Consider the following 22,980-nt stretch of genomic DNA (forward strand, 5'->3'; position numbering starts at 1 on the left):
CTTTCCTCTAAAACTGAATTTACCGTATTAAAAAAAATAGATGCTGCTTCCCTTGCTCTTGATACAAATCCGGACTTTAAGGGCTTTTCTTTTCTGCTTTTGGAATGCCGGCCTCTTACAGGCAGAACCCATCAGATTCGCGTGCATCTTTCCTCGCTTGGAATTCCTATTTTAGGCGATGTCCTTTACGGCTCCCTTCCTTATGAACGGATTATGCTCCATGCAAAAAGCCTTTCTTTTCAGCACCCTGTAACAGGTGAAACCCTGTGCGTCAGCTCAAATTCCGGCTTTTAGCTACCTTACCTTAAAGCCGTTTATCATGTGAACTACTTTCTGTGTGGCGTCATTTGAGGTTTCGCTTGCACTTGACGCTTCGTTTGCTGCCGACTTCATGTCGCTGATTGCATCCGTAATTCTCTGGGAGTTCTGAAGGGTGACTTCTGAAATCGATTTGAGCTCTGAAATTCCCTCAAAAACAGACTGACTTGCTTCCTTCATGTTTCCAGAGGCACCTTCAATCTGTCTTCGTGACTGATCCAGACTCTGCATTGTCTGAAGTATGTTCTGGACTCCAGCCTTTTCTTCAGCCATTCCGCCTTTGACTTCCTTCATCATGTAATCAATTCTGGAAATTTTTGAGCCGACTCTCTCAAAAGATTCGCTTGACTGCCTTGAAGACTCTACTATTCCCTGAATTGCCTCGGAAATGCCGTCAAGAAGATTTTTGATTTCCATTGACTGGGTGGCGGAAGTTTCGGCAAGGGCACGGATTTCATCTGCTACGACCGAAAATCCCTTTCCGACGTCACCTGCATGGGCTGCTTCTATGGCCGCGTTCATTGCCAGAAGGTTTGTCTGTTCCGCAATCGCCGCAATTGCCTGGTTTGCTTCATTGAGGTTTTCCGACTGTTTTGAGATTTCGTCTATCTGGCTTGAAACTTCTTCCTGAAGCTTTGCGCCGTTATGGGCTTCTTCAGTAAGTATTTCATATTCATGGGTTATTGTGTCTACGTTATGGCTTACGGAATTTATGTTCTGTGAAATCTGTTCTATTGCGCTTGAGCTTTCTGAAATGGCTCCTGCCTGCTCATTGATTCTTTCATCCAGATTTGAAATCTCGCATTTAACGGAATTGATTCCCCCGGCTATGAGCTCAACTTTGTGGGCCTGGGAAGAAATCTGGGAATTTATTTCGGTTACGTCGTCTGCTGCTCCTGAAATCTGAGAAAGGGAAGAAGTCATGCGTTCCGAAAGTTTATAGCCTGAATTTAGAAGAACGCTTGTTTCCTGCTGCAGGGTTTCAACGAGATTTGCCATGCTTTGAATGACTTTATTGCAGTTTCGGGCCAGGTCTGTAAGTTCATTATTGCCTTTTTCCGGGATTCTGTGGGTCAGGTCAGCCTGTCCGTCAGAAATCTGCTTCATTTCGCTGGAGATTAATTTCATTGAGCCGAAAATCACGTTTGTGAAAATGTAAAGAATCGCGGCCCCGATAAACAGAAGAATAAGGCCACAGGCTCCGATTGTAAAGGCCCGGATTTTGATTGTCCTGATTATGGAAGAAATCTCAAAGTCACAGCCGACAAAACCGACGGTTGTGCCCCGGGAATTTTTAATAGCTTTGTATGTTGAAACTGTCCAGCCCCAGCCTTCCTGATATGTTACGCCTGATGTGGTGAGCTCGCCGGTTTTCATGGTGTCGAAGGGGGCTGAGCTCCATGATTTTATGTCTTCTTCGCTTCCCATGGGGGAATAATTTTCGGTGTCGCTGGGATCACAGCTTCCGTCGATTATGTAGCGGTAAGTTGTACCCGAAACTGGCGCCATGGTAAAAAGGTATGAGCAGCCCACCGAATTTGCAACTTCCAGCATCCACAGCCGGGTTTCTTCTGCCCACTGGCTGTCGCGATCCAGACTTTTTGCAAGATTTTCAAATTTGTCGCCGTCAATGTAGTTCCAGACTTTTTCGACCACGGGAACTCCCTGAATTTCCGCAAATTCTTCAGCGGTTTTTATGACGCTCATGGTTGATATGGCTGAAACGATGACAAGGGATATTAAAATGAAAGATGCAAATCCTGCAATGAATTTAAATCTCAAAGTTCTAAACATAGTGAAATTCTCCAGATATCTTAAATTATAATGCTTTTTCAGAAAGATTTAAAGAAAATAAAGCCTTATTATTTTTAAAATTATACTCATGAACCAATTGATTATTCTTTTCAAAAAAGATATAGTATTATTTCACAATTCTATTTATGGAGGAATATTGTGGTCAAAATCAGACTCAAGAGACTCGGTGCAAAAAAACGACCTTGCTACCGAATCGTCGTTCAGGACTCACGCAAGCCGCGTGATGGCACGACAATCGAAGAAATCGGCACTTATCAGCCTGTAACTCAGACAGAGGGCAATCAGGTTACTGTCGACATGGAGCGTGCTAAGTATTGGATTAGCGTTGGAGCTCAGCCAACAGAAACAGTCAAAAAAATTCTTAGCAAGAACGGCCTTAACAAATAATTTAACGGGAGTAACGGGGAATGGAAAAAGACCTGATTGAATATATTGCAAAATCATTGGTCGATGATCCCAGTGCAGTCTCGGTAAATGAAACCGAAGGCGAAAGAGGCCCAGTTTTGGAGCTTCGCGTAGCCCAGGGTGATATTGGTAAGGTAATCGGCAAGTACGGCCGAATTGCTAAAGCGTTGCGCACAGTATTGAGTGCATCAGCCAGTAGAGACGGCAAGCATTACAGCCTTGACATACTGGACTAATTGAACTGTGGAAAAATCTAATTTAAACGACAGCTTTATCGTTGGCTTCGTTCGTGGCTCACACGGCATAACGGGCGAATTTAAAGTTGAGAGCACTTCCGGAGAATACGAGCATTTCGCTGATATGTCCGAGGTGACTTTGAGAAACGGCAGGACCGGGGAGCAGAAAAGTTTTTCGGTTGAATACGCGGAAGTCGGCGGCCGTGACTTGTACATGAAACTTAAAGGAATTGACAGCCCGGAGCTTGTGCAGAAGTACAGCAAATGGGAAATTGTCGTGCCACGAGAGTTTGCTTGTCCTCTTAATGAGAACGAGTGGTATGTTGAAGACTTAAAAAATTGTGCCCTTGTTTATGAGAGCAAAGACGGATTGGCAGAGAATTCTGCGCCCATAAAGGTGGGTACAATCACAGACGTAATGGAAGGCGGTTCTGGGAACCTGTTAGAAGTTCACCTGGCCGAGGATTGTGATTGTCTTAGTAACAGCATCAAATACGATTCCAATGGAAAGGTTCGTACGGTTTATGTGCCGCTCAAAGACCAGTTCATAGGTAAGGTTGATGTCAAAAACAAGATAATCCAGTTGATGCACCTCTGGATTCTGGAGTAATTCCATGAAATTTACTGTGCTGACCTTATTTCCTGAGATTCCGCGCGCTTTTTTTGAAGCCTCAATCATGGCGAAAGCGGTTGAAAAGGGAATTATTGCCTACGATTTAGTGAATATCAGGGATTTTGCCTTTGATAGACACAAGACATGTGATGACAAGCCGTACGGGGGCGGAGCGGGGCAGCTTTTAATGGCAGAACCACTCGGCAGGGCGCTTGACAGCGTAAAGGCCTACAAGAAGCATGTGATTTATGTCACGCCATCTGGAAAGCCTTTCACACAGAAAAAAGCGTTAGAACTTAGTCAGAAGGACGAAATCGTATTGGTCTGCGGAAGATACGAAGGTATTGACCAAAGAATAATCGATTTGTATGTCGATGATGAAATCTCCATCGGGGATTATGTCATGTCAAGCGGAGAACTTGCTGCAACGGTCATTGTAGATTCAGTCTACAGATTGGTCGAGAATGTAATCACTCCAGAAAGCCTTGACGAAGAAAGTTATTCTGACGGACTTTTGGAATATCCTCAGTATACGCACCCGGCTGTATACAAGGACTTGGCAGTGCCGGGGGTTCTTACTTCGGGCAACCATGAGCTTATTCGGAAGTGGCGGCTGAAAAAGCGGCTCCAGAAAACTCTTGCAAACAGGCCAGATTTAATCGCCAGCGCAAGAATGCAGGGCTTGCTCACTACAGAAGCTGAAAAGATGATTGAGGAAATCGCGGAACAAGTTTCTCTAAAGCATGTCCGCAAGAACAGGAGAAAATAACAATGGATCTTATCAAGACTATTGAAGAACAGCAGAAAGATGAGACTTCTCTTAATTTCAGAGTCGGCGACACAGTAAAAGTCCACTTTGAGATTATCGAAGGTAAAACAAAACGAATCCAGATTTTTGAAGGACTCGTAATTGCTATCAAGAACGAGGGTGTTCGCAAGACTTTCACAGTCCGCAAGATTTCTTACGGTGTTGGTGTTGAGCGAATCTTCCCAGTTTACAGCCCACGCGTTGTAAATGTTGAAATTGTTCGCCCTGGCAAAGTTCGCCGCTCTAAGCTCTACTATGTACGCGACAAGATTGGTAAGGCTGCTAAAGTTAAAGAACTTATCGGTCAGCCAGCAGTTGAGTACCTCAAATGGTCTCGCGACCTCTCTAAAGCCGCTGAAGAAAAAGAAGCAGCTCTCAAAGCTGAGGTTAAAGCTGAGGAAGCTGCAGAACACTCAGGAAAGAAAGAGTAGGCTTTTATCAGCTTAATAAATCAGCAATTTGCAGTTAGCAATTAGCGATTAAACCACAGATTACGCAGATGTCACAGATTTATAATTTAATCTGTGTTAATCTGTGACATCTGTGGTTCTTTTTTGTCCACGTATTGTTTATGAATAAAGTTTCCGTTATACAAGGGCAGATTTCTCAGAATAGGGCGAATTTTTCGATTTTGCGGAGCGGTACTGTCATTACTGGGCGGGTGCTTGCTAAAAACGGCGACGGCTCTTATTCTGTCTCTCTTGCAGGGCAAAAAATCAATGTGAAGTCCGAAACTCCTTTGCAGATTGGCCGTGTTTTTTCTGCCAAGGTGAGCTTGAAAGGTGAGAGTGTCCAGCTTTCTCTTGTGAAGGAAAATGTTTCTTCTGAAATCTTGCAGAAATTCGGCGGAGCTGGTGGCAATTCTGAAATTTCTCCGCAGGTCGCAAATATTCTTTCTTCGCTCGGATTTGAGCCCAATACCGAAAGTTTTAAAATCCTTCAGTTCATGCAGCAGATTGGAATGAAGTTCGATGTAGAATCGGCAAAAAAGGCTTTGAAACAGGCGAAGGATTCTGAAAATAAGGAAGAAAAAGCCCAGGTTTCGCTTCTTCTTGAAGAAAAGGGCATAAAATCAAGCGATGAGCGGGTTCAGACCATTATCGGACGGAAGCATCAAAATGAAAACGGAAAACGGAAAGAGGAAAGTGGAAAGCGGGAAACGGAAAGTGGAAAGTGGAAAGCGCAAGTTTTTTCTTGTGAGGCTGTTAAGGCTTATTTTTCCCAGGTCGATGAGGCTGCTTCTTCGAATGACTTTGGAATTCTCACGGCTTTTAATACTGTTCTTTCTTCTTGTAAAAAGGATGTTCCGCTCAGGCATTGGATTGTGCTTCCTTTTGAATGGAATTTCCGCTTTTATTCGGGAAATATGCGGCTTCTTTTTGATTCGGAACTTAAAAATCTTGAAAAACTTGTGATTGAATTAAATAATCCTGTGAAAAATCATATTTTTGTGGTAAACTATAAAAATGCTGAGGTCAGTTCGGTGAAGTTCGCTTCGGATTCGGAGATTACTGATTCCAAAAAATCTCATTTATGCGAAGTTCTTTCATCCATGTTCAATAAAAAAGTCTCAGTTGAGCTGGACGATTTTGCTTCTCTCAAAGGCTTTTGTGCCGGGGATGAGAAATTTTCAATGCTGGATGGAACGGCTTGATATTATGGAAGAAATATTTTCTGCGGTCGCGCTCCGTTATCCTGATTGGGCCGATGCTCCCTATATAAGCGCAAAGGCAAAAGGTTCGGTCGCTAAGAGGCTCGTTGAAATCGCCGATGAAAACGATGTTCCTGTGGTTGAAAATGCTGAAATGGCGAATGTGCTTTCTATGCAAAGCGTCGGCTCTTTCATCCCTGAGTCAACTTATGAGGCTATCGCGACGATTTTTGCTTTTGTAATAAAGCTAGACGAAGCGAATTCTTAGATATATAATAGATAAAACTAAACAGGAGCAAAATATGTCTGAGAAAAAATTTACAAAAATTGACTGCAAAGAACTCAAACTCGGAATGCGTTTTTCGGCTCCGGTTTTTTTTGATGACGGCGAGAACATGTTCCTTGGCGAAGAAAAAGCCGTTAAAAATTATCACATAAATGCGATTCAGCGTTGGAAAATAGACTATCTTCTTACTTACGGTCATCTTGTAACAGACGGGAAGACCGCCGCACCGGATTCAATTTATATGCTCGAAGATCTTGAGGAAGTTGAAGAAGCATAAAAGTTCGGATTGAAATGCAAAGTCCGAAATTATTGAGCACTTTTTGGGAGTTTAGGAACAGGCTTGATTGAACGGAAAACTACAGGTTTAATTGGTAATGAAGGTGAAGACAAGGCCTGCGCATATTTAATTGATAATTCCTACCGCATAATTGAGCGGAATTTTCGGACAAGAAGCGGAGAAATTGATATAATTGCACACAAGGATGATGTTCTGGTTTTTGTGGAAGTAAAGGCCCTCCCTAGCGGGAATGCGGAGATTCTTGCACATGAACTTGATTTAAGAAAACAGAGAAAAATTGTCAAAACGGCTAATTTTTTTCTCTTAAAACATCGAGAATATAATAGCAGCAAAATCAGATTTGATGTAATCGTCATAGACATGCCTAATCTGCCGCCTGTTTATCATATTCAAAATGCTTTTACGGAGTTTATATGACTTCTTCTAAATCAGTCGTATTAGACGGAACATTTTCACCTCGCGTTATGGAATTGCGCAAAAAAATACACGATGCAGATTACATCGACTACGCTGTTCAAAGAATCGCGCAGGTTTTAAGCCGTAAAATTGTTGAGGACAGCGAGCACGAGCTAATGAGGAGAAGGCATGAGCCGAAGTGACAGAAGACGCGGTGGAAGAAACCGAAACTGGAACCGTGACAACAATAATGAAAAGAATGATCGCCAGAAATCGGGCGACAAATCCGAGCGTTCAGAAAAAGGACATGAGAGCCGTGGAAGCGGAGCCTACGAAAGAAGGCAGGAACGCCGCAGGCTTTTAAATTCTGTCAGTCAAAAAGAAATCGAAGAAAGCCGAATCGCAATCAGGGCGTTTAAAGAGCAGGTTGTAACATGCGAAATTTGTGGCCAGCCAATCGAAGACATTGCAAGTGCAATCTCAAACCAGAACAGCGGAAATCCTGTTCATTTTGACTGCGTTATTGCAAAACTTACTGAAACTGAAAAAACTGGTCCTAACGAAAAAATCAGCTATATCGGGCAGGGAAAATTTGCCGTGCTTTATTTCGCAAATCCTCACGACCAAAAGCATTTCACAATCAAAAAAACAATCGAATGGGAAGCAAGGGAATCTGAACGAGGCGAGTGGCGCAACGAAATGGCCGGTCTTTTCAGCCAGGTAAAATAGTTCTATGTAAGCCGTTTAATGCAAAAAAAGCGGTTGGAGTCGAAGTTCTGTCACAAAGTCACTTGAACTTGTTCACCGTGACTTTGGCGACAGGTTTTCGACGGGAAACCGCTTTTTTGTATTGAATGCATATGCCAGGAACCGGAATCGAACCGGCACGACGGTATTAGCTGTCGAGGGATTTTAAGTCCCTTGTGTCTACCTATTCCACCATCCTGGCATCGCTGCTTGTTTTACAAACAACTCGATAATAATATCATAAAAATCCTTGTTTTTCAAGATTGACCATGAGTTTTTATAGAACTTTCTGAAACTTTGCAAAGTTTTCTAAATTCGCTAGAATAGCATTATGTTCAGCGATACACATTTTCATTTTCATCATTTAATCGAAGACGGGTTGGACGGGGCTGAGATTTTGGGCCAGCTCGTCGAAAGAAATATGTTTTTCGGTCTTGATATTGGAACGAGGTGCGATGACTTGCTTCGCCGCCATGTTCAGTTTCAGGAGACTTTTGCAAAAATGTTGCCCGGCGTTCGTGATGCAGCCAGCGAGATGATTTATTATTCTGCAGGAATCTGGCCGGATGTAGACGAAATCAAAAACAGAACTGAGTCCGTCAAGAAACTTACTGATTCAATTGAGACATTTATGGACAAGACTCATCTTGTTGCAATTGGTGAGTGCGGCCTTGACCATCACTGGAATCCAAGCGGAGTGGACGGAAGGTGTGAGAGCGATTTTGATCAGAGCGTTTACGAGGGCGAGAGGGAGCTTTTCCAGATGCAGATTGAACTTGCGCGCAAAATGAATCTTCCTGTAATCGTTCACAGCCGCGATGCCTTTGATGATACGCTTGATTGCATAAAGAACATGGGCTATCACAACGGAATCATACACTGCTATTCTTATGGCAAAAAAGAAGCCGAGAAATTTTTGGACTTGGGCTGGTACATTGCTTTTGGTGGTGGCGTGACTTACACTAAAAAGGTCAAAATGGACGAGATGATTGAACTTTTGCGTTATGTTCCAAACGACCGCATTTTGATGGAAACAGATTCGCCGTATCTGGCTCCTGTTCCGCTGCGTGGTCAGATTAATACGCCTGTCTTTGTCGAGCACTGCTACAACTTTGTCGCTCATGCCCGCGGAGTATTGGCAAGCGAGCTGAGCGTGACTGTGGACAGGAATATCCGCACCCTGTTCAATCTTTAGGCTGTTTTTTGTTTTTGGGGCAGGGTTATTTTGTAACCCGCTCCACGAAGGCGAGAATGTCGTTTCGGACTTCCTGAGCGCAGTCATCACACAGAATCTCATGCCTGTAACCTTCGTACAGCTTGTAGGTGCAATCCGTGGCTCCTGTGGCCTTGTATTCACCGCAGACTTTCGGAATGTCTTCGCCGTAATGCCCAACAGGATCATCACTTCCTGCAATCAGGAAAATCGGGAGCGAGGAAGGAGTTTTTGCAAATGTGCAGGCTTTGTTTGCATCCCGGTTTACTTCCATTAGCATTTTGTAGCCGTCAAGACTGAACAAAAATCCGCAGTAAGGGCTTGCGATGTAATGGTCCACATTTGTTTTGCTGACGGATAGCCAGTCCAACGGAGTCCGTACAGGCTTGAAGCGGTCATTGTATGCGCCGAAGCTGCTTTTATCGATGAATTTGCTCTTAAAATCCTTTCCTTTGAACAATTTGAGGACTTTGATTACTGTAAGACCAAGCGGCACTTTCGGATCCTTTGCGCCTGTTCCGCAAATTACCAGGGAATTATAATCATTTCCGTATTTTGCCACTGTGAGCCTGACTACAAAACTTCCCATGCTGTGACCGAAAAGATTAAGTTTCAGCCCCGGATTTTCATTTTTTGCGATTTCAGACATTTTGTGAGTGTCTTCAACAAGCGTTACCGACTGATTTTCATCGAGAAAAAGCCCAAGATGGTCAATATCCTTTGCGGTGTTTCCGTGGCCGACATGCTCATGGATGTAGCAGACATAGCCGTGAGAGCACATCAATTCTGCAAGCGCGTCGTACCGTTCGGCATATTCCGCCATGCCGTGCACCATCTGAAAAATGGCTTTTGGTTCGTTCTCTGGTGAATATTTAAAATAGCAGATTTTGTCCGCTCCGTTCGTGCTGTCAAAATATAATTTTTCTTTTTTCATGTAATTCTCCTGTTGCTTTGTGCTAATGATTAGTGCTCAACCCAATCTCGGCTTCGAGAAACCGCCTTTTCCCAGCCGTGGAGCAGTTTTTTGCGGGTTTCTTCGGGCATAGCTGGATTCAGCACTGTTATATTGCGCTGGACTGCCCGGATTTCTTCGAGATTTTTGAACATTCCGATTGCAAGCCCGGCCAGCTGTGCGATTCCAAGCGAGGTGATTTCCTTCATTTCCGGCCGTTGAACTGGAATCTGAAGAATATCGCTCTGGAACTGCATCAGAAAATTGTTCCCGCTTGCCCCGCCGTCAACATTAAGGGCCGTAAGCTGGATTTTGGTGTCTTTTTGCATACATTCAACCAAATCGTGAGTCTGGAAGGCAATGCTTTCAAGGGCCGCGCGGATGATGTGCGCATTTTTTGTGCCACGAGTGATTCCCATGATGCAGCCGCGCGCGTACATATCCCAGTAAGGTGCGCCCATTCCTGTAAAAGCAGGAACGACATAGACTCCTCCGCTGTCACTTACCTGGCAGGCATATTTTTCGGATTCTGCGCTAGTTTCAAAAAAGTGAAGCTCGTCCTTGAGCCACTGAACCACCGAACCGCCAGAGAAAATGCTTCCCTCAAGAACATACTGAACGCAATTCTCCTGCGTGCTTGCGGCAATCGATGTCAGAAGGGAATTTTTGCTTCGGCATGGCTTGTCGCCTGTGTTCATCATCAGAAAACAGCCTGTGCCGTAAGTGTTTTTTGCCTGACCTTTCTCAAAGCATCCCTGCCCGAAAAGACTCGCCTGCTGGTCTCCCGCAACGGCTGCAATCGGAACTGCATTGTTCAGGATGTCAGCATTTCCGTAAACATAGCTCGAAGGATGGACTTCAGGCAGCATCTGTTCGGGAATGTCGAGTGCCTCAAGGATTTTTTTGTCCCATTTGAGTGTGTTGATGTTGAACATCATCGTGCGGCTGGCATTTGAATAGTCCGTGGCATGGATTTTCCCCTGTGAAAGCTTCCACATAAGCCATGTGTCCACCGTGCCGAAAAGAATTTCTCCGCGTTTGGCCCGCTCCCTTGCTCCTTCGACCTTATCCAGAATCCATTTTACTTTTGTTGCAGAAAAATAAGCGTCAATCAGAAGACCTGTCGCCTTTTTTATGTAATTTTCCCAGCCGTCTTTTTTTAGCTGCTCACAGATTTCGGCTGTACGCCGGCATTGCCAGACTATCGCGTTGTAAATCGGCTTTCCTGTTGCCTTATCCCACAGAATTGTAGTCTCACGCTGGTTTGTGATTCCAATCGCAGCAATTTCATCGATGGAAATATTATTTTTTGTAAGAGCTTCAGCCATGACCCCATATTGTGTGGCGTAGATTTCCATTGGGTCATGCTCAACCCATCCTTCTTCCGGGTAAATTTGTGGAAGTTCATGCTGGGCAAGCCCGATAATTTTTTGATTTTTGTCGAAAACAATGGCACGAGAAGAAGTTGTGCCTTGATCCAAAGAGATGATGTATTTTTTCATTATATAAAATTATAAATCAGGAAACGGCAATTAGCAATTAGAAATTCGAACCGTTCCAGCCCCAGTTTGAGGTGCCGAAATAACTGACATACACGGCATTTCCCGGAATGCCCAGGAGCTTATCAAGTATCTCGCAGAGTTTTGCGGTCATCTTGCTGCTTGCTCCGGAATCTACTGAACTACCTGCACCATTTTTATCAACACCAAAAGGCCAGAACTGTGTTTATGTTGATAAAACCCAATTTGTCCATTAACTTGTGCAGACCAGCACTCCGTATTTTTTAAGCCGCCCGCGCCGTTTTGGAAAAAGTCTTTTGCTTTCAACTTTGGAGTGTTTTTTTCTTGGAAAGAAGTAGCTTTTTAAGGGGCTTGCAATAGAAAACCTAGAAAAGGACTGGACTGAATATCCTGTTTTGAAGATTAGTTTTGGAGCCAACAGTTACGAAACTAAGGAACGGTTAAAAGCTCGGTTAGAATCAATTTTGGATGATTATGAAAGAAAGTATACCATTGAAAGAAAATCAGATGATTCTGCAGAACGCTTTAATAATATAATTACATCATGGAAAAAGATTTCGGGTCATACTGGTTTTCAAGTGGAACACCATCATTCCTTGTAAAAACTCTTGAAAAACAACCTCTTGTTCTTTCTTCTATAATAAGATGTTAATCAGGTTCTTTCCATAATAAAAGCAGCGATTGCCGATTTGCTGTAAGTGGTAAGCAGATGTTCAAGATTGGCGTTGTTTTTTCCAGCAGTGGCAAGGGCATGGTTGGCTGGAAGCAATAGCCAGATTAGTTAAAATACCTCAGCCTAAAAACTAGACTGAGGTGAATCATTAACATTCAAAGGCAGCTTTAGAGGCTTAAAAGTTCTGTATATGCCTCGAACAGGAAATCCATCCATGGATTTCCTGATTCGTACGAGAATTTTCCAAAAGGAAAATTCTCTCTGTGCTTTTTCTGCACATCCTGTGCAGCATTAGAGGTCTAACAATTCAGTGTAAGCCTTCAATGCGCCTTCTGCTTTTCCTGAAAGAACTGTCTTGGCGAGTTTTTTACCGAGCTGTACGCCTTCCTGGTCGAAGCTGTTGATGTTCCATACGAATCCCTGGAACATAACTTTGTTCTCGTAGTGAGCGAGAAGTGCGCCCAATGTTGAAGGTGTGAGCTGTTTTCCGTAGATGAGGCTTGATGGTCGCTCACCTGCGAATGATTTGTTTGGATCTGCATCCTGTTTACCGCAAGCGAATGCCATAATCTGAGCTGTTACGTTTGCGCCGAGTTTTGTCTGGCTTGTTGAGTCTTCGATTGTAACATCGTTTCCAGCCTGATTCTCTTTGAATGCGATGAACTGGAGCGGAATGATGTCAGTTCCCTGGTGAAGGAGCTGGTAGAATGAGTGCTGGCCGTTTGTGCCTGGCTCACCGAAGATTACTGGGCCTGTAACATAGTTGATTGCGTCACCGAAGCGGTTAACGCTCTTTCCGTTTGATTCCATGTCGAGCTGCTGAAGATGAGCAGGGAAGCGGCTCAAAGCCTGTGAATATGGAAGAACGGCTGTTGCAGGATAGTTCTGGACATTGCGCTCGTAGATTCCGATGAGAGCGTCCAAAAGGGCCGGATTTTTGAGGATATCTTCGTTTGTTGCGAGTTTGTCTTCTTCGGCAGCGCCTTTGAGGAAGTCATCGAATACTTTTGCACCGAATGCGAGTGAAAGAACTGCTCCGCCGACTCCGGAAGTTGAAGAGTAGCGGCCACCGATGTAGTCATCCATGTAGAATGCTTCGAGATAGTCCGGGTTGTGAGCCAATGGAGAAGTCTCTGAAGTTACAGCAATCATGTGTTTAGATGGATTGAGGCCTGCTTTTTTGAGAGCGTCTTTTACGAATGATTCGTTTGTGAGAGTCTCAAGGGTTGTTCCTGATTTTGAAACAAGAATGAAGATTGAATGAGCGAGGTCTGTTGATTTAAGAACTGCTGTTGCATCGTCCGGGTCAACATTCGAGATGAATTTTGCTTCCATTTTGAATGTGCCTGTTGCCTTTGCCCAGTTTTCGAGAGCGAGGTACATAGCGCGTGGACCCAAGTCTGAGCCACCGATACCAATCTGAACGACAGTTGTGAATTTTTCGCCGTTTGCGTTTACGATTGCGCCAGAGTGAACTTTTTCTGCAAAGTCAGCGATTCGCTTCTGCTCGTTGATGTAGAAGTCGCGTTTGTTAGCACCGTCAGCCATAACATTGTTTCCGAGCTGACCACGGCAGAGGTGGTGCAATACCATGCGTTTCTCGCCAGTGTTGATTACTTCACCGTTGTATGTTGCTGCGAACTTTTCTGTGAGCTGAGCCTCAGCTGCAAGCTCTTTGAGAACAGCGAGAACTTTGTCATCGACCTGTTTTGCGGCATAGTTGTAGACGAGCCCTGCTCCCATTGGAACTGAGTATTTTTTTACGCGGTCGCTTGCGTTTGCGCCAGAAAGCTCGTTCTTAACGCTTACTGCACCTTTGAGCGACTGGAGTTTTTTGAAAGAAGAAAGTTTGTCAAGATTTTCCCATGTGATAGACATAACCATTTCACCTCATTAAAAATAAGATGATAAATTATATCACAAATAGAGAATGAAATGGAAGTCAGTAAAAGAGAAAAGAAGACACGAAATAGTACAAATTGGCGCAAATTACAAGTGTTTTAATTTGTAGGGCAGTCCGGGTGAGATGCTGTAGCTGTTGCCGTATCTTTCTTTAGACCGAGCATTTCTCGCATTGTCCGCCAGCCAAGTTCTGCGCATTTTACGCGTGCCGGCATGTGCTGGATTGCGCGGAGTGCGCTTGCCTCATCAAGTTCCTCAATCTGCTCTTCGGTGACAGTTCCCTGAATCATGCCCATGAAGATTTCGCACAGGCGGAGGGCTTCGTCCTCTGGCTTTCCGATAATTAAATCGAGCATCATGTCAACGCTTGCCTGAGAAATTGCGCAGCCGCTTCCATCAAATGCACCGTCAACAATCTTTCCGTTTTCAGTCTTGAGCTTTAAAGTGATGTTGTCGCCGCAGCTTGGATTTACGCCCTGCAATGTGAGATTGGCTCCTGAAAGTTCTTCTTTGTGAGCCGGATTTATGTTATGTTCGTTTAAAATTTCGCGGTAAAGTTCTTTTGTTTCCATAGTTCTATTGTATCAGTTTTAGCGTTTTTTTGGTATCGTCAATGTAAATTCTGCCCATTCGCCGACTTGGCTGTCTGCTACCAGAGTGCCGCCGTGGTCTGTCGCAATAGCACGGGCGATTGCAAGTCCCAGACCGCATCCGCCGGTTTTTCGGACTCGTGAAGAATCTGAGCGGTAGAAGCGGAGGAAGATTTTTTCAAGTTCATCCTTTGGAATGCCTGCTCCTGTGTTGAATACTTTGTAGACAATTTTCTGACCTTCTTGAAAAGCCGTTACGGTGATTTTTGCGCCTTCCTCAGAGTTTTTGAGCGCGTTATCAACAAGAATGATGAAAACCTGTTTGAGGGATTTTTCGTCACCATTGCAGATAATATTTTTTTCGATGTTGAATTCTAAAGTTTTTCCAGCTTCGAAAGCAACGACTTCAAAAGGAAGCACGGAATTTTCAACCGCGTTCGAGAAATCAAAATTACAGAAAGTGAGTTCGTTGCGCCCCGCATCATTTTTGGCAAGGTAAAGCAAATCCTTTACTAGCTCGCCCATGCGCTGGTTTTCCGCTTTGATGTATTCAAGCCATTTGTTGTTTCTAATTTCGCTTTCAAGAACATCGATGTTCGCTCCGATTACGGCGATTGGAGTTTTCAGCTCGTGGCTGGCATCGGCTATGAACTGCTTTTGCTTGAGAAATGCATCTTCTGCCGGGTGAATCATATATTTTGAAATCGGAATTGAAATTATGACCGAGACTATGATGCTGAGAATGTAAAGTAGAGTAGAATAAAGGTAGAATTTACTGAGGGTCTTAAGCTCGGAATTGCGGTTGACCATGCAGATGAGCCTGTGCGTGTTGTTCAGCTCCTTGATGTAATACATGACACCGCCGATATAATTTGATGTCTTTCCGTCTTTTAAAATTTCCTGCGTAAGGTTGGAGATTTCTTCGACTGTGTAATTGAGAGGGAAATCCTGGATCAGCTCTACGATTACGCCGTTGTTGAGCACTTTTACAGAAAAATAATTGCGCATGTTTGTCTCTGTGACTTGCTCAATATTGAAAAAGTTCACGAGACTGTGAATGAAATCTTCCGGGCGTTCCCTGCTTGCAGAGGATGTCGCATCGATGTCGTTGATAAAACCGCTGGCAGGATAATTATTTGTTATAATCTTGTCATTAAACGGCTTCGGCCGTGGCATGTGCCCATTGTTGTTAGCAAGATAAACAAGAAAATTCTTTGCTTCCTGTGATTCCCTCTTGGTAATTGCTAAATTCAACGAAAGAAGAATTGCGGCGAAAACTATCATTTCGATAAGAATCATCGAATAGACAAATTTGACCTGAAGCTGTTTAATGACTTTCATTGGCGAATCCTATCGGCTTTCGTCTTCGAGCGAATATCCGATTCCGCGGGCTGTGCGGATTCTGATTCCGACCTTGAGGTTCTCGATCTTCTTTCGGATGAACGAAATGTAAACCTCGACATTGTTGTATTCTGCGTTTGATTCGCCGCCCCAGATTTTTTCGATGAGCTGCTCTTTTGTGATAATCTGGTGTGGGTTCTCGAACAAAAGGTCAAGAATCTGATATTCTTTGAGAGAAAGCTTGATTGCCTCGCCTGCCTGAGACTGAAGCTCGCAGTTCTTTTTGTTGAGTGTCAAGTCTCCGAATGTTACTGAATCTTCTTTGAGCTCTCCCTTGCGGCGTGAAAGTGCCCGTACTCGTGCAAGAAGCTCATCGCTTGAGAATGGCTTAGTGAGATAATCGTCAGCACCTGCATCAAGGCCTGTGATTTTATCAGTTACATCGTCTTTTGCGGTAAGGAAAATAACCGGAACATTGTTGTGATTTTCACGCAGGGTTTTGAGAATAGAGATTCCGTCAATTCCTGGGAGCATGATGTCCAAAACGAGAACATCATAGATTCCAGACTCAGCGTATTTGAGACCTTCTTTTCCATCAAGAACCGCGTCAATGCTGATTCGATTCTTTTTAAAAATTTCAACAAGAGCCCGTGAAAGTCCTTCTTCATCTTCAACCAATAATACGCGCATAGTTTACCTCCATGTGGATTTTTATATTTAAATGATAAACCCTTCTGCCTTACAGAATCTTAAAACAGAATGAATTTAAACTTAAAAAATGGGGCGTTGCGGGTAGGGAGCGTTAAGAAAACTTGCGAGCCAAGTTTCTTCGTTTCACTACGCGCGAGTCTCGGTGAAGGCTGTGCCTGAACCTCGAGCCACCATCTAGGGATTTTAAGGGGCGAAGCCCCTTAGGTGAAGGGGTAGCGACCAACGAAGTGGGCGCGTAGGGGGAGACTTCCCCCAACATTAATTCCTAATTCCTCATTCCTGATTAATTTATATACATTTTAACGCATTTTCTGTATAATTCCAGCATTATGGCAAAAATTCAGATGAAAAACGCAATCGCCGAACTTGACGGCGATGAAATGACCAGAGTTTTGTGGGCGGTTATCAAAGAAAAACTTCTTGAGCCTTTCGTCGATTTGAAAACCGAATATTATGATTTGGGCTTGAAGCACCGCGATGACACCGATGATAAAGTCACTTATGAGTCTGCGGCTGCAATCAAACGGCTCGGAGTCGGCGTAAAATGCGCCACAATCACCAGCAACGCAGCCCGCGTAAAAGAATACAACCTTAAGCAGCTTACCCCAAGCCCCAACGGAATCATCCGCGGCGAGCTTGACGGCACTGTTTTCCGTGCTCCAATCTTCGTTAAGAATGTTGCCTGCAATGTCACAAGCTGGAAGAAGCCGATCGTTCTCGGACGACATGCTTACGGTGATGTTTACAAAAACTGCGAGATTAAGACTCCGTGCGCAGGAAAGGCAGAACTTGTCTTCACAGGCGAGGATGGAAAAGAAATCCGCAAGACTATCATGGAGATGAAGGGGCCTGGAATCATTCAGGGAATCCACAACCTCGACAAGTCAATCGAAAGCTTTGCTCGCTGCTGCTTCACTTACGCTTTGGATCAGAAAATCAGCGTATGGCTCGGCACGAAGGACACAATTTCAAAGACTTACGACGGCAACTTCAAAGAAATTTTCCAGCGAGTTTTCGACACTGAGTACAAGGAAAAGTTCGAAAAAGCCGGACTTGAATATTTCTACACATTGATTGACGACGCTGTTGCCAGAATCATGAAGAGCGAGGGCGGAATGCTCTGGGCTTGCAAAAACTACGACGGCGATGTTATGAGTGACATGATTGCCTCTGCTTGCGGTTCTTTGGCAATGATGACAAGCGTTCTCGTTAGCCCGGACGGAAAATACGAGTACGAAGCAAGCCACGGAACTGTCCAGAAGCACTACTACCGCTACCAGAAGGGTGAAAAAACTTCTACAAACCCTGTGGCATTGATTTTTGCCTGGACTGGAGCACTCGCAAAACGGGCTGAGCTTGACGGCACACCAGAACTTGCTGATTTTGCAAAACGATTGGAAAAAGCCACGCTCGACACAATCGAAGAGGGCACAATGACAGGCGACTTGGCGCGTCTGGCGAACCCTCCTGCAAAAGAGGTTGTTGACAGCTGGCAGTTTATTGATAAAATCGCTGAAAAGCTGTAAACACGAATTAGTACTAACAAATGAATAAACTCGCTGTGTAAAAAAAAAACAGACTCCCAGCGGGAACCGTCCCTTGTAATCCACGGTTGTGCGTATTTGGAAATTGGACTCGCTTCGCTCGCCCGCACAAAGTGGATTCAGGGACGAACCCCGCTTCCGTCTGTTTTTTTTAATCTTCCTTTTTTATAATCACTTTGTTTGATTTTTCTTCCTTAGTGGTTGCTTCAGTTTCGGCTGATTTTACATCCTCAGGCTTTTCTTCCGCAGATTTTTCTTCTTCGGCCTTTTCTTCCTCTGCTTCTTTCTTCGGCTCTTCGGGCTTTTCCTTTTTGGTCAGCTTTAGTTTTCCTTTTAGCGTTAGGATTCCTTCGGCGGTTAGATTTGCTGTCAGTTTGCCTTTGAAAATTGCTTTTAGTGATTCTTCTGGCTCGTCTTTTTGGAAGTTGTCGGTGATTTCGCTTGGCTCGGCGGTTTCTGCCTTTGTTTTTTCAGGTGCTTGGTTTTCCTCGTTTTTTTCGCTTTTTTTAGTGTCTTTTGAATCCTTCTCGGCCGGGGCTTCTTGATTCTCTTTTTTCGGCTCGCTGTTTTTTTCTTTTAGTTTGATGAAAAATCCTTCTGGTGGGGTCAGAATGCCTTTTTCGTTGGTCTCGATTTTGTATGAATTTTCGCGGTGGGTGAATGTAATCGTTAGTTTTTTGCCCTGCTGCGTGACTGAAAAATTGTCGGCTGAAAGCATTTCTGGATTTGAAACGGCATAAAGGCAGAGGTTTCGTAAGCCCTTTGGCGTGCGCAGGTTTTTGGAATTTGAATCTGCTGAAAATTCGCGGAAATTTTTTGTGCTGTGGACTTTTGATGCTCCTGAAATCGTGTCAAAATAGTCCTTGTAAGAATTGTCCGAGTTTGGTGAAGAAGACGAGGATGATTTTGACGAAGCGTGCCAGTTGAAGTGATTTTTGGAATTTGGCTTTTTTGTATCCAGAAAAAGGTCGATTTTGATTGTTTCATTTGGAATTTTTTCTTCTTTTATCGGTTCGATTTCTTTTTTGTCGGAATCTTTGTCCTTTTTGCCTAACGAAAAAGCTGATTGATTTAATAGAAGAAAAATGAAAATGATTGAAAAAAATCGTGAAAATTTCATGAAAAAAGTATATCAGAACAGGAAGAAAAGTTCGACAAGTTTGTAAGAAATAGCCGCGCAGGGATTGTAACGGCGCGCAAGCGTTCCGTAGCGAAGCGGAGGAATGGAGCGGAAGCGGAACCGTGGAAAGCCCCTCCGCAAATTGATTGCGCCCATTTTCCCCATAAAAATACTAGGTTGTTCTCATTTTTCATTGTCTAAAAGGCAAAAATTCATTATATTTCTTTCATGGCTAACTTACTTGAAATTCAGAATCTTAATGTTGATATAGAAAAAAAACATGTTCTTGGCGGCGTTTCTTTGACTGTGAATCCTGGCGAGACTCATGTTCTTATGGGGCCGAACGGTGCGGGAAAGTCTACTCTCGGCTACACAATCATGGGAAATCCGCGTTATACAGTGAGCGACGGAAAGATTTTCTTTGACGGCGAGGATATCACGGAGCTTGGTGCGGACAAACGAGCTGCAAAGGGCATTTTCCTCAGTTTCCAGCAGCCACTTGAGGTTTCGGGCATTTCTCTTGAATCTTTTATCCGCTCGGCTTTGCAGCAGAAGACCGGCGAGCGCGTAAAACTTTTCCAGTTCCAGAAAGAGCTTAAAGAGACGATGAAGCTTCTCAATATGGATGAAAGCTATGCCAGCCGTGATTTGAATGTGGGATTCTCAGGCGGTGAGCGCAAAAAGAGCGAGATTCTGCAGCTTCTCATGCTCAAGCCACGCCTTGCGATTCTGGACGAAACTGATTCAGGCCTTGATGTTGATGCTGTCCGCACGGTTTCAAAGGGCATCGAAGAGTACCAGAAGCGCATGAACGGTGCTCTTATCATCATCACGCACTCAACAAAAATCCTGGAAAGCCTTCATGTTGACCACACTCATGTCCTCGTCAAGGGAAAAATTATCAAAGAAGGCGACGGAACGCTTGTCGAGCAGATTAATGAAAACGGATTTGAGCAGTTTTTGGGGGCACAGGGATGATTATAGTTTACGGTTCAAAACGCTGTCCTGACTGCGTGGCCGCGGAAAAGGCTTTTGTAGAAAAAAATATTACTTACGAATACCGGGACATCACTGAAAATCTTTCCTATTTGAAGGAATTCCTTGCAATCCGCGACAAAAGCCCGGCCTTTGACGAAATCCGTTCGCGCAAAGGAATCGGCATTCCCTGTATAATCGAAGACGGCGGGGAGCCTGAGCTTGACGCAGAGAAATTTGTCGGGGCAAAAATTGAAGGCGGAGCAGCCTGCTCACTGGATAAAAAGGGCTGCTGATCACAAACTTTGGATTTTTACATGGCAGAAAAAATTGATATAAAAAGCGTAGAAGAAGAAAAAGAGACTCCGTGGTATGTCCGCTTGATTATAACGGCTTTTCTTTTTGGATTTTTTTGCGGCGGTCCTTTTTTTATCTACAGGTTCGGGAATTTCATTTATTCCGACGATTTTTTCTGGCAGAGCGACAACAGGATTTATCTTATAATCGCCCTTATCTTTGTGTATGTGGGGCTGGTATTTTTGCTGGTTTTTAAGTGGAGTTCTTCGCTTCATGATAAAAAATCTGTGCCTGCTTCGACAGGTCTTAGCACTTCGATTCGGGATATGCTGAGCCGTAATAAGATTGAGGATTCTGAATATTATGACGGAACAGCTTCCCCGACAAAGATGAAAAAATACATGGACGAGATTGTTGAGAGTGAAAAGAGAAAGTGAGTGAGAATTTTGAAAATTGCATTCTAAAAGACGAATGGCAGAACGGACATCACAGACAATTTTGGGTTGACCGTGCGACAGGGGCTGTTGTCATGGATGCTTACAAAAATTATCGGATTTCTCACGAAGAACATTTTATAAGGAAAAAATGCCGTGCCGACCTTTTGAAGTCTGTCGAATGTTTGTTTGGAAAGGTAATGACCAACAAAAACGGTTTTAAGGCTCGATTTTCAAAAAATACGGCAAACAAAATTGCTTCGGATAAGGCTATTACCAAATCCGTTGTAAATGGATTTTCTGTGCAGGACCATTTTGAGGCGGCAGAAAATATAAAAGGAATCTTTGAAACGGCGGATTTTATCGGTTCTTTTCCTGATACAAGCGAAGACCCGAATATTATCGCTATTCATCGTTTTCAGGAAGAGATTGAGCTTTCGAGCGGAAGAAAATGCTTTGCATACCTTACGCTGAAAGAAGTTAAAAAGGACGGTTCTCGCATTTACACGCAAGAACTTCTCCTAAAAAAATATCCCCTGCACAAAGCAGGGGAGTTAACGAGCCGTGACTTCAAAAGAAGCGGAACAGTTGCATATAAATGCAACCCACGAACTGATATAAATATAGCATGGCTAAAGGAAGATGTCAAATAAGATGGCAAAGAAAATTTGGTATAGCAAATGTCTTGAAAACGACTGGGAAATTTTTAATAAGCAAAAGAAGATGTTCTTGAATTCTCCCGATGTGCAAAAACGATACGGAAATAATTTTAAAGACGACTTGGTTTTTAATTATCTGGCAAACTTGCCACAAATGCGACCGTATCTTTCCTACGAAGAAAAAGTAATAGAGACAAATAGAATTGCATTATTAAAACTTGACTATGATAAAAAAGTGAAACATGTTTTTTTCAAGGATAAAGAACTCAGAGATTATCTTCAGGATATGCCTTTGGCAGATTTGCAGGGAATAAAGCAATATATAAAAGATAATGGCGATTTTAAATCTTTGCCAACTTTGAGTAATGAAAATAAAATTCAAAGTGATATTTTTGGTTTGTGTTTGCATATTCCTTATGAAAAATCTGGATATTCTTGTTATTTTCAAGTTGCTGATAAGTTGGCACTTACTTGTGAATATAAAGATGAGCCACTATGTTTTGCAATGACTGATGAAAGATATGAGCTCTTAAATAACTCAAATTCAAAAACAAAAGAAGATGAAAATGATTTAAAAGCATTTCGTTTGGCTATAAATACAATTGCCTATATGAATTGCTTTCCGAGTTGTGTTGTAGACGGAGTTCCAAAAGAATTAAAAGAAGTTGCATATTCGGATTTTAATTTTTGTCTTGAAAAGTCAGATAAAATTATTGAAATTGAAAAATTTAAAAACTCAGAATCTGGAAAATCTGTAACACCACATTTCAGAAATTATTATTTTAAATTGCTAAAATCTGATAAATTCACGCATAAAAAAGGACAAATTATTTTTGTAAATGCGACTATGGTAAAAGGAAACTCAAAAACTGTTTTGACAGATGAATCTATTGAATTGAAAAAAGAAATAATAAATCCTGATACAGAAGTTATTCAAAATTGTAAAAATGAAGATGAAAAAATCATTTCGGAATTAAAAACTGAAACTAAAAGGCTGGTTGAGAAGTATGAGTATGTGGCTCATCCTGTTAAAATTGAGGAAATGGACAAAAACAATATTACAAGAAAAATCTTTAGTAGAAATCGGCAAGTTACTTTCAATGCACTTGCAAGAGCAAAATATCGTTGTGAGTATAATCCAAATCATGAAATATTCATTAGAAAACATTCTGATAAAGGTTATACGGAAGCTCATCACTTGATTCCAATGGAATATCAAGAAACTTTTTTGCCGTATTCATTAGATGTTGAAGCAAACATAGTTTCATTATGCAGTAATTGTCATAATCAAATCCATTACGGAAAAGAGGCAGAAATAATCATAAAAAAATTATATAATCAAAGAAAAAAAGAGTTGGAATCATCTGAATTGCATATAGATTTAGAAGATTTGTTGAAGATGTACTGATTGCGTTAGGGATTGTAGTGCCGCCGAAGGCGTTCTGTAGTGACCGTAGAGAACGAAAGAATGAAGCG

At 43.0% G+C, this 22,980-nt stretch carries 27 protein-coding genes, 1 tRNA gene and 1 pseudogene; 20 read left to right on the forward strand and 9 right to left on the reverse strand.

Going from position 1 to position 22,980, the window contains the following annotated elements; all coding sequences use genetic code 11:
• The coding region (locus IJJ71_RS10015) for a pseudouridine synthase (RefSeq protein ID WP_296846737.1) at positions 1-294 on the forward strand (294 nt) is incomplete at its 5' end.
• Here the strand turns inward: IJJ71_RS10015 and IJJ71_RS10020 are convergent.
• A complete protein-coding gene (locus IJJ71_RS10020; protein ID WP_296846739.1) occupies positions 295-2,112 on the reverse strand; it encodes a methyl-accepting chemotaxis protein in 1,818 nt (605 codons plus the stop codon). It abuts the gene before it with no gap.
• Positions 2,113-2,271: 159 nt separating this feature from the next.
• On the opposite strand from IJJ71_RS10020, the gene rpsP reads away from it, so the two are divergent.
• The 11 genes from rpsP (at position 2,272) to IJJ71_RS10075 (ending at position 7,555) form a co-directional block, all read left to right on the forward strand.
• Positions 2,272-2,520, forward strand: a complete 249-nt coding sequence (gene rpsP / locus IJJ71_RS10025; protein WP_296846741.1) for a 30S ribosomal protein S16 — start codon at positions 2,272-2,274, stop codon at positions 2,518-2,520.
• Between the two features lie 20 nt (positions 2,521-2,540).
• Entirely contained in the window at positions 2,541-2,774 is a 234-nt protein-coding gene (locus IJJ71_RS10030) for a KH domain-containing protein (RefSeq protein WP_184659332.1), read from the forward strand.
• 7 nt (positions 2,775-2,781) lie between these two features.
• Positions 2,782-3,384 (forward strand): ribosome maturation factor RimM, encoded by a 603-nt coding sequence (rimM, locus tag IJJ71_RS10035; RefSeq protein WP_296846742.1) that lies wholly within the window; start codon positions 2,782-2,784, stop codon positions 3,382-3,384.
• Positions 3,385-3,388: 4 nt separating this feature from the next.
• The gene (gene trmD, locus IJJ71_RS10040) at positions 3,389-4,156 is read left to right on the forward strand and encodes a tRNA (guanosine(37)-N1)-methyltransferase TrmD (RefSeq protein ID WP_296846743.1); all 768 of its coding nucleotides are present in this window, start codon (positions 3,389-3,391) and stop codon (positions 4,154-4,156) included.
• A 2-nt stretch (positions 4,157-4,158) separates the two neighbouring features.
• Positions 4,159-4,626 carry a 50S ribosomal protein L19 gene (gene rplS, locus IJJ71_RS10045; RefSeq protein WP_296846744.1) on the forward strand — a complete coding sequence of 156 codons (468 nt, stop codon included), beginning with the start codon at positions 4,159-4,161 and terminating at the stop codon, positions 4,624-4,626.
• Positions 4,627-4,766: 140 nt separating this feature from the next.
• Complete coding sequence (locus IJJ71_RS10050) at positions 4,767-5,849, forward strand: hypothetical protein (RefSeq protein ID WP_296846745.1); 1,083 nt, start codon at positions 4,767-4,769, stop codon at positions 5,847-5,849.
• A 4-nt stretch (positions 5,850-5,853) separates the two neighbouring features.
• Entirely contained in the window at positions 5,854-6,114 is a 261-nt protein-coding gene (locus tag IJJ71_RS10055) for an EscU/YscU/HrcU family type III secretion system export apparatus switch protein (RefSeq protein WP_296846746.1), read from the forward strand.
• Between the two features lie 34 nt (positions 6,115-6,148).
• Positions 6,149-6,409 carry a phosphohydrolase gene (locus tag IJJ71_RS10060; protein ID WP_296846748.1) on the forward strand — a complete coding sequence of 87 codons (261 nt, stop codon included), beginning with the start codon at positions 6,149-6,151 and terminating at the stop codon, positions 6,407-6,409.
• Positions 6,410-6,472: 63 nt separating this feature from the next.
• On the forward strand, positions 6,473-6,847 hold the full coding sequence (locus IJJ71_RS10065) for a YraN family protein (protein ID WP_296846749.1): 375 nt from the start codon (positions 6,473-6,475) through the stop codon (positions 6,845-6,847).
• Positions 6,844-7,029, forward strand: a complete 186-nt coding sequence (locus IJJ71_RS10070) for a hypothetical protein (RefSeq protein ID WP_296846750.1) — start codon at positions 6,844-6,846, stop codon at positions 7,027-7,029. Before IJJ71_RS10065 ends, IJJ71_RS10070 begins: the two co-directional genes overlap by 4 nt.
• Entirely contained in the window at positions 7,016-7,555 is a 540-nt protein-coding gene (locus tag IJJ71_RS10075) for a hypothetical protein (protein WP_296846751.1), read from the forward strand. The genes IJJ71_RS10070 and IJJ71_RS10075 overlap by 14 nt, the downstream gene beginning before the upstream one ends.
• A 132-nt stretch (positions 7,556-7,687) precedes the next feature.
• Here IJJ71_RS10075 and IJJ71_RS10080 read toward each other — a convergent pair.
• A tRNA-Leu gene (locus tag IJJ71_RS10080) sits at positions 7,688-7,775 on the reverse strand.
• A gap of 129 nt (positions 7,776-7,904) precedes the next feature.
• Here IJJ71_RS10080 and IJJ71_RS10085 point away from each other — a divergent pair.
• Complete coding sequence (locus IJJ71_RS10085; RefSeq protein ID WP_296846752.1) at positions 7,905-8,768, forward strand: TatD family hydrolase; 864 nt, start codon at positions 7,905-7,907, stop codon at positions 8,766-8,768.
• A 25-nt stretch (positions 8,769-8,793) separates the two neighbouring features.
• Here IJJ71_RS10085 and IJJ71_RS10090 read toward each other — a convergent pair whose 3' ends face one another.
• Both IJJ71_RS10090 and glpK read right to left on the reverse strand, forming a co-directional pair.
• On the reverse strand, positions 8,794-9,720 hold the full coding sequence (locus tag IJJ71_RS10090) for an alpha/beta fold hydrolase (protein WP_296846753.1): 927 nt from the start codon (positions 9,718-9,720) through the stop codon (positions 8,794-8,796).
• 29 nt (positions 9,721-9,749) lie between these two features.
• On the reverse strand, positions 9,750-11,240 hold the full coding sequence (glpK, locus tag IJJ71_RS10095; RefSeq protein WP_296846755.1) for a glycerol kinase GlpK: 1,491 nt from the start codon (positions 11,238-11,240) through the stop codon (positions 9,750-9,752).
• A 221-nt stretch (positions 11,241-11,461) separates the two neighbouring features.
• On the opposite strand from glpK, the pseudogene IJJ71_RS10100 reads away from it, so the two are divergent.
• Positions 11,462-11,758 (forward strand): annotated as a pseudogene (locus tag IJJ71_RS10100) (AAA family ATPase); the annotation flags it as partial.
• 464 nt (positions 11,759-12,222) lie between these two features.
• On the opposite strand, the gene IJJ71_RS10105 reads toward IJJ71_RS10100, so the two are convergent.
• The 4 genes from IJJ71_RS10105 to IJJ71_RS10120 form a co-directional block, all read right to left on the reverse strand.
• The gene (locus IJJ71_RS10105; RefSeq protein ID WP_296846757.1) at positions 12,223-13,809 is read right to left on the reverse strand and encodes a glucose-6-phosphate isomerase; all 1,587 of its coding nucleotides are present in this window, start codon (positions 13,807-13,809) and stop codon (positions 12,223-12,225) included.
• 122 nt (positions 13,810-13,931) lie between these two features.
• Positions 13,932-14,405 carry a Fe-S cluster assembly sulfur transfer protein SufU gene (gene sufU / locus IJJ71_RS10110; RefSeq protein WP_296846759.1) on the reverse strand — a complete coding sequence of 158 codons (474 nt, stop codon included), beginning with the start codon at positions 14,403-14,405 and terminating at the stop codon, positions 13,932-13,934.
• Positions 14,406-14,423: 18 nt separating this feature from the next.
• Entirely contained in the window at positions 14,424-15,764 is a 1,341-nt protein-coding gene (locus IJJ71_RS10115; RefSeq protein ID WP_296846761.1) for a sensor histidine kinase, read from the reverse strand.
• Between the two features lie 9 nt (positions 15,765-15,773).
• Entirely contained in the window at positions 15,774-16,454 is a 681-nt protein-coding gene (locus tag IJJ71_RS10120; RefSeq protein ID WP_296846763.1) for a response regulator transcription factor, read from the reverse strand.
• A 350-nt stretch (positions 16,455-16,804) separates the two neighbouring features.
• Here IJJ71_RS10120 and IJJ71_RS10125 point away from each other — a divergent pair, with 350 nt between their 5' ends.
• On the forward strand, positions 16,805-18,001 hold the full coding sequence (locus IJJ71_RS10125; RefSeq protein ID WP_296846765.1) for an NADP-dependent isocitrate dehydrogenase: 1,197 nt from the start codon (positions 16,805-16,807) through the stop codon (positions 17,999-18,001).
• A gap of 169 nt (positions 18,002-18,170) precedes the next feature.
• Here the strand turns inward: IJJ71_RS10125 and IJJ71_RS10130 are convergent, their stop codons facing one another.
• Complete coding sequence (locus IJJ71_RS10130; RefSeq protein WP_296846767.1) at positions 18,171-19,139, reverse strand: hypothetical protein; 969 nt, start codon at positions 19,137-19,139, stop codon at positions 18,171-18,173.
• A 228-nt stretch (positions 19,140-19,367) separates the two neighbouring features.
• Here IJJ71_RS10130 and sufC point away from each other — a divergent pair, with 228 nt between their 5' ends.
• Genes sufC through IJJ71_RS10155 form a run of 5 tightly spaced genes read left to right on the forward strand, consistent with a single transcriptional unit; the run spans position 19,368 to position 22,912 of the window.
• Positions 19,368-20,117: a Fe-S cluster assembly ATPase SufC gene (sufC, locus tag IJJ71_RS10135; RefSeq protein WP_296846769.1), complete on the forward strand. Its 750-nt coding sequence runs from the start codon at positions 19,368-19,370 to the stop codon at positions 20,115-20,117.
• Entirely contained in the window at positions 20,114-20,410 is a 297-nt protein-coding gene (locus IJJ71_RS10140; RefSeq protein ID WP_296846770.1) for a glutaredoxin domain-containing protein, read from the forward strand. The genes sufC and IJJ71_RS10140 overlap by 4 nt, the downstream gene beginning before the upstream one ends.
• Positions 20,411-20,431: 21 nt before the next feature.
• Positions 20,432-20,848: a hypothetical protein gene (locus tag IJJ71_RS10145; RefSeq protein WP_296846773.1), complete on the forward strand. Its 417-nt coding sequence runs from the start codon at positions 20,432-20,434 to the stop codon at positions 20,846-20,848.
• Positions 20,845-21,498 (forward strand): LPD3 domain-containing protein, encoded by a 654-nt coding sequence (locus IJJ71_RS10150; RefSeq protein ID WP_296846775.1) that lies wholly within the window; start codon positions 20,845-20,847, stop codon positions 21,496-21,498. The genes IJJ71_RS10145 and IJJ71_RS10150 overlap by 4 nt, the downstream gene beginning before the upstream one ends.
• Position 21,499: 1 nt before the next feature.
• Positions 21,500-22,912 carry an HNH endonuclease gene (locus tag IJJ71_RS10155; protein ID WP_296846777.1) on the forward strand — a complete coding sequence of 471 codons (1,413 nt, stop codon included), beginning with the start codon at positions 21,500-21,502 and terminating at the stop codon, positions 22,910-22,912.
• The last annotated feature ends 68 nt before the right edge of the window (positions 22,913-22,980 follow it).

Source organism: Treponema sp., from assembly GCF_017430385.1.
Classification (GTDB): Bacteria; Spirochaetota; Spirochaetia; order Treponematales; family Treponemataceae; genus Treponema_D.

Coding starts and splice junctions, on each gene's coding strand:
- IJJ71_RS10105 (WP_296846757.1), bottom strand. CDS start 13,809: ATGTCTATCACATGGGAAAATCTTGACAAACTTTCTTCTTTCAAAAAA.
- IJJ71_RS10085 (WP_296846752.1), top strand. CDS start 7,905: ATGTTCAGCGATACACATTTTCATTTTCATCATTTAATCGAAGACGGG.
- IJJ71_RS10060 (WP_296846748.1), top strand. CDS start 6,149: ATGTCTGAGAAAAAATTTACAAAAATTGACTGCAAAGAACTCAAACTC.
- sufU (WP_296846759.1), bottom strand. CDS start 14,405: ATGGAAACAAAAGAACTTTACCGCGAAATTTTAAACGAACATAACATA.
- IJJ71_RS10130 (WP_296846767.1), bottom strand. CDS start 19,139: ATGAAATTTTCACGATTTTTTTCAATCATTTTCATTTTTCTTCTATTA.
- IJJ71_RS10120 (WP_296846763.1), bottom strand. CDS start 16,454: ATGCGCGTATTATTGGTTGAAGATGAAGAAGGACTTTCACGGGCTCTT.
- IJJ71_RS10070 (WP_296846750.1), top strand. CDS start 6,844: ATGACTTCTTCTAAATCAGTCGTATTAGACGGAACATTTTCACCTCGC.
- trmD (WP_296846743.1), top strand. CDS start 3,389: ATGAAATTTACTGTGCTGACCTTATTTCCTGAGATTCCGCGCGCTTTT.
- IJJ71_RS10020 (WP_296846739.1), bottom strand. CDS start 2,112: ATGTTTAGAACTTTGAGATTTAAATTCATTGCAGGATTTGCATCTTTC.
- rplS (WP_296846744.1), top strand. CDS start 4,159: ATGGATCTTATCAAGACTATTGAAGAACAGCAGAAAGATGAGACTTCT.
- IJJ71_RS10055 (WP_296846746.1), top strand. CDS start 5,854: ATGGAAGAAATATTTTCTGCGGTCGCGCTCCGTTATCCTGATTGGGCC.
- glpK (WP_296846755.1), bottom strand. CDS start 11,240: ATGAAAAAATACATCATCTCTTTGGATCAAGGCACAACTTCTTCTCGT.
- IJJ71_RS10155 (WP_296846777.1), top strand. CDS start 21,500: ATGGCAAAGAAAATTTGGTATAGCAAATGTCTTGAAAACGACTGGGAA.
- IJJ71_RS10075 (WP_296846751.1), top strand. CDS start 7,016: ATGAGCCGAAGTGACAGAAGACGCGGTGGAAGAAACCGAAACTGGAAC.
- IJJ71_RS10140 (WP_296846770.1), top strand. CDS start 20,114: ATGATTATAGTTTACGGTTCAAAACGCTGTCCTGACTGCGTGGCCGCG.
- IJJ71_RS10030 (WP_184659332.1), top strand. CDS start 2,541: ATGGAAAAAGACCTGATTGAATATATTGCAAAATCATTGGTCGATGAT.
- IJJ71_RS10115 (WP_296846761.1), bottom strand. CDS start 15,764: ATGAAAGTCATTAAACAGCTTCAGGTCAAATTTGTCTATTCGATGATT.
- IJJ71_RS10145 (WP_296846773.1), top strand. CDS start 20,432: ATGGCAGAAAAAATTGATATAAAAAGCGTAGAAGAAGAAAAAGAGACT.
- IJJ71_RS10090 (WP_296846753.1), bottom strand. CDS start 9,720: ATGAAAAAAGAAAAATTATATTTTGACAGCACGAACGGAGCGGACAAA.
- sufC (WP_296846769.1), top strand. CDS start 19,368: ATGGCTAACTTACTTGAAATTCAGAATCTTAATGTTGATATAGAAAAA.
- IJJ71_RS10050 (WP_296846745.1), top strand. CDS start 4,767: ATGAATAAAGTTTCCGTTATACAAGGGCAGATTTCTCAGAATAGGGCG.
- IJJ71_RS10125 (WP_296846765.1), top strand. CDS start 16,805: ATGGCAAAAATTCAGATGAAAAACGCAATCGCCGAACTTGACGGCGAT.